Annotated in this window: 6 protein-coding genes; 2 read left to right on the top strand and 4 right to left on the bottom strand. The window is 42.1% G+C overall.

The window, feature by feature from the left end; translation table 11 throughout:
* Positions 1-299 precede the first annotated feature (299 nt).
* Genes ACE41H_RS24985 through ACE41H_RS24970 form a run of 4 tightly spaced genes read right to left on the bottom strand, consistent with a single transcriptional unit; the run spans position 300 to position 1,833 of the window.
* Positions 300-524 carry a hypothetical protein gene (locus ACE41H_RS24985; RefSeq protein ID WP_375358284.1) on the bottom strand — a complete coding sequence of 75 codons (225 nt, stop codon included), beginning with the start codon at positions 522-524 and terminating at the stop codon, positions 300-302.
* A 15-nt stretch (positions 525-539) separates the two neighbouring features.
* The gene (locus ACE41H_RS24980) at positions 540-770 is read right to left on the bottom strand and encodes a hypothetical protein (RefSeq protein WP_375358283.1); all 231 of its coding nucleotides are present in this window, start codon (positions 768-770) and stop codon (positions 540-542) included.
* Positions 767-1,357 (bottom strand): hypothetical protein, encoded by a 591-nt coding sequence (locus ACE41H_RS24975; protein WP_375358282.1) that lies wholly within the window; start codon positions 1,355-1,357, stop codon positions 767-769. Before ACE41H_RS24975 ends, ACE41H_RS24980 begins: the two co-directional genes overlap by 4 nt.
* Positions 1,309-1,833 carry a transposase gene (locus ACE41H_RS24970; RefSeq protein ID WP_375358281.1) on the bottom strand — a complete coding sequence of 175 codons (525 nt, stop codon included), beginning with the start codon at positions 1,831-1,833 and terminating at the stop codon, positions 1,309-1,311. The genes ACE41H_RS24975 and ACE41H_RS24970 overlap by 49 nt, the downstream gene beginning before the upstream one ends.
* Before the next feature lie 71 nt (positions 1,834-1,904).
* On the opposite strand from ACE41H_RS24970, the gene ACE41H_RS24965 reads away from it, so the two are divergent.
* Together ACE41H_RS24965 and ACE41H_RS24960 are read left to right on the top strand one after the other, a co-directional pair.
* Positions 1,905-2,183, top strand: a complete 279-nt coding sequence (locus ACE41H_RS24965; protein ID WP_375358279.1) for a hypothetical protein — start codon at positions 1,905-1,907, stop codon at positions 2,181-2,183.
* Between the two features lie 25 nt (positions 2,184-2,208).
* Complete coding sequence (locus tag ACE41H_RS24960; protein WP_375358278.1) at positions 2,209-3,762, top strand: RNA-directed DNA polymerase; 1,554 nt, start codon at positions 2,209-2,211, stop codon at positions 3,760-3,762.
* The last annotated feature ends 108 nt before the right edge of the window (positions 3,763-3,870 follow it).

The raw sequence follows: 3,870 nt of genomic DNA, 5'->3' as shown, positions 1-3,870 counted from the left end.
CAGGCTGGTATATCCAACCATTCCTCCGAGAAGATTAACCACAAAGGAAACAACAATTGACGCTGTTGCACCAAATATCATGCCTACTACTATACGGCTGATCAGCTTCATGAGTTTCCACCCCCTTCTTATTATATACATGACGTTCCACAATAAAATTTTCAACTAAATTATAACATTCTGGCAATACCATAAATAGTAATTTCATGGATCAAATTTACTTAGTTTTGGAATGATTCCGCCATTGCGGAGAGGCGCATCTCATGCAGCTTGCGTACAGTCGGTGCATTCACCATGTCTTAGCCCCTCCCGTAGTAATCCGCGCCGCGGACAAAGCTGTGGTTCTCGGTGGAGGAAGCCGTCTGGTTTACGCTAGGCGGTTGAGCATCGAGACGATCCTGACCGGACGTCAGAATCGTTTTGATGCTTTGAAAACTCGGTCTTGGCGTATACGATAGCGCTCTGGCGCACACTGCTTCAAGGCGGCTAATGCCGTGTTTGTCGGCAAGTTTCAGAAGTGCCATACAGCTTCTGTAGCCCTACTGCTCGACTGTATGCGAACTTAGGATCGCCTGTACAGCGGCACCTGCGTAAGGGCCAACTTGCTCTGCCCAAGAGATAAAACGCTGTGCATTCCACTGGATAAATGGTTTGTGATTCTCCGGCATGTGAGCCTCTACCGTATTGTACTGCCCAGGCTTTCCATGGAGCCGGGGATGCGAGCAAATCCGATGATTCTGATAGAATATCTCAATTGCGGTTCGAGTCATTCGAATATCAACGTGATGCTTAATGTACTCGTAAGGGACGGAGTAGTGCATTTTCTCCACGCATTGAACTGAACCGTGGAGGTCTTCCAAACCGCCATCTCGTAGGGAGTTGCAGGTAAGGCTAGCAGAAACGGCTTTTCTTCCGCCGTAAACACGCTGAGCCGGCTCCCTTCTTTTTTCTGAAACGGTTTGGCATTCAAGACTTCAAGCATTTCACGAATCGCTCGGTTTAACTCAGCAGCGCTGAAGCATTGTTGATTACGCAGCGCAGCCAGAATCCATGTGGAGACAACGCCGACCGATCCCTCTACATTTGGCTTGTCTTTGGGTTTGCGCACACGAGCAGGGATGACGGCTGTGCTGTAGTGCTCGGCCATCTCATGATAGATCTTGTTAATGACGGGCTCATGTCCAGTGGCTTTGTCGACTCCCGTCTTCAAGTTGTTTGGAATGAGGACTCGCGTAGAGCCGCCAAAGGCTTGATACATGTGGAGGTGGGCGGTAATCCAGCTTTCCTGATCTTGTGATGGAAACGCCTCTACGTAGGCGTAGTGGCTGTAGGAGAGCACGCCGACAAATACATACATGATGACGATTTCGCCAGGTCGCGGTCAATGGTGGAAGCGGTTTGACCCGCCCAATCCACCTCAATCTGCTCGCCTGGCTTGCGCTGAATTCGCATCGTGGCATTCGATTTGAGCGTGTACTGTTGATAGTAGTGGCAAAACTGCGAGTACATAAGCGGAACCTCTTGACTCAACCGGCACTGCTCACAGTACTCGTTCCAAAGTAAGCTTAACGTGACGCCACTTTTGGCCATCTCTTTGTGGATGTACTCGTAATCCGGCTGCTTACGACGCGAGACTTGAGCAGACTCAGCAAAGAGACGCTGGCGAAGCTCGCCATCCGTAAGTTCTTTCTCTAACGGCCAGGCGATGCCCAATTCTTCTGCTCGCAGAATGATTTTTGAGACGGTGTTGCGCGAGCAGGCGCAACTGAGAGCGATTTTACGTTGGCTGATTCCCTGGCTATGCAGCCGCAGGATTTCACGATATTTGGTCATAGGGACCTCCTCACGAATGATTGGCGCTGTCTCTCAACAACGCATATCGAATCATTCTAACAGGAGGCTTTATGGACTGGCTCCCTCGTCCGGACGGGTGGCTCAAAAACGCCGGAGACGTGGCTCTCGCTCACCGGAACGATGGCTCAATTCAATGCGGAATATTCATTAAAGGTGATTTTTTGAATGAAAAGGCTCGGAATCCTTTGACTAATTACATGCTTAGACTTGCTTTTGTGGCAATTAGTCGTCCTACACATTTAGTTGGAGTTGCATTTCATGAAGATTTTTTATCAGTAGATGAGAGAAATGAACTAAAAAGCAAGGGCTGGATTATAACTGTTTGCTAGGCGTATTTGAGGAGAGTGTATGGGGTTGAAACTGAAGGAAGAATCAATTCGTTGGGCAATAAATCATTTAATAAAGGAAAAGGACACGGACCTCTTTCCAAGTCCAAAAGAAATTTATGTATTTGATAAACATAAAGAAGCTGTAATAAAACGCCTGAAGGATCTTGATATTTCACAACATAAATTTAGTCCTTCTAGAAGATTTGTCATTCCTAAAGAGGAGTTGTCATATAGAGTAGCAACTCAATTAGATCCAATTGATAGTCTACTCCTGGCAGCAATAACTTATGAGTTTGGTAGTAAAATAGAACATAGAAGACGTCGGGTAAGCGAGGATACTGTTTTTAGTTATCGCTTTAACCCGCTTGAAAATGGGATATTTTACAGTAATGAAAGTTCATGGAATGACTTTTGGAAAGCATGTTTACAGAAAAGTGAAATTAAAAAATACGTAGTTCAAATGGATATTTCTGATTTTTATAATCAGATCTATCATCATACTATGGAAAATCAACTTACAGAATCAGGGTTACCAAATCAAGTAACTAAGTTTATCATAAGACTTCTTGAACATTTGACTATGACAGTTTCAAGGGGGATTCCAATTGGACCTCATTCATCACATCTTTTGGCTGAAAGTACACTCATTCCAATTGATGATAGCTTGTCTGTAAGAGGTGTGGACTTTTGTAGATATGCTGATGATATATTTGTTTTCTGTAACACTGAGAAGGAAGCAAAGATCGCTATATACAATATGGCGGGTATACTTGATAAACAGCAAAGATTGATTTTACAAAAGCAGAAAACAAAAATCCTAACAACCGAAGACTTCATACCTTATTGTGAACAAATGCTAAATGATAACCCTATGAACGAGAATGAAGATAAGATGATAAAAGTACTTAAAAAGTATACAGCTGGACTTTACCAGGCGTTTAATTATAGACGTTTAAATGATGATGAAATAGATTGTTTTTCTGCAGAAAATATAGAGGAATTAATTGAAGAATATCTTGAAATCGATGATCCCGACTTTAAGAAAATAAGATGGTTTTATCGCAGACTCAGCCAATTAGGAATTCCTACCGGTATAGAGTTTACAATTAAAAACATTAATCGCTTAATGCCTGCAATTAGCGATATTTGTCATTATCTCATATCGGCTAGCGAATATTTTGAAGATGATTTTCTCGTTCTAGGTGACAATTTAATGAAGATTCTAGAAGATCCATTAATTAATGCTAATGAATATTTTTATATAGCTATTGTGAATCTGTTTGCAAGCAATTCTAATTTGAATCATCTTACAAAATTATTAGAACTATTTCAAAATTCGGCTCCTGAAATCAAACGAAAAATTATATTTGCTGCTTATGAGGCAAAGGCTTCTTCATGGATCCGAGAGTTAAAGGAGAGTTACTCTGGACTCGATCCATGGAGCCGACGGGCACTCCTTATTGCTTGTAGCATACTTCCAGAGGATGAAAAAGAACATTATTTGAAACACATTAAAAAGACACATACTCTAAGTGTTACAGAAGAAATATTGATAGAATGGGCGCTAAAGAAAGGTTGAATCTCGTGCTACCCGCATAAAAACAAATTAATTACTTGACTGTTGCAAAAAACTTGTCGTGTAAGTTTTTGACGAATGTTATATAAAACTGTAAACCGAATAGAAGTA

The organism is Paenibacillus enshidis, from assembly GCF_042136365.1.
In the GTDB taxonomy this organism is placed as follows: domain Bacteria; phylum Bacillota; class Bacilli; order Paenibacillales; family Paenibacillaceae; genus Paenibacillus; species Paenibacillus enshidis.
This window is presented reverse-complemented; position numbering and strand designations above follow the sequence as displayed.

What these genes read in the sequence shown, in the direction of transcription:
- ACE41H_RS24985 (WP_375358284.1), bottom strand. Translation starts at nt 524, where the DNA reads ATGGCACTTCTGAAACTTGCCGACAAACACGGCATTAGCCGCCTTGAA.
- ACE41H_RS24975 (WP_375358282.1), bottom strand. Translation starts at nt 1,357, where the DNA reads ATGTATGTATTTGTCGGCGTGCTCTCCTACAGCCACTACGCCTACGTA.
- ACE41H_RS24965 (WP_375358279.1), top strand. Translation starts at nt 1,905, where the DNA reads ATGGACTGGCTCCCTCGTCCGGACGGGTGGCTCAAAAACGCCGGAGAC.
- ACE41H_RS24970 (WP_375358281.1), bottom strand. Translation starts at nt 1,833, where the DNA reads ATGACCAAATATCGTGAAATCCTGCGGCTGCATAGCCAGGGAATCAGC.
- ACE41H_RS24980 (WP_375358283.1), bottom strand. Translation starts at nt 770, where the DNA reads ATGACTCGAACCGCAATTGAGATATTCTATCAGAATCATCGGATTTGC.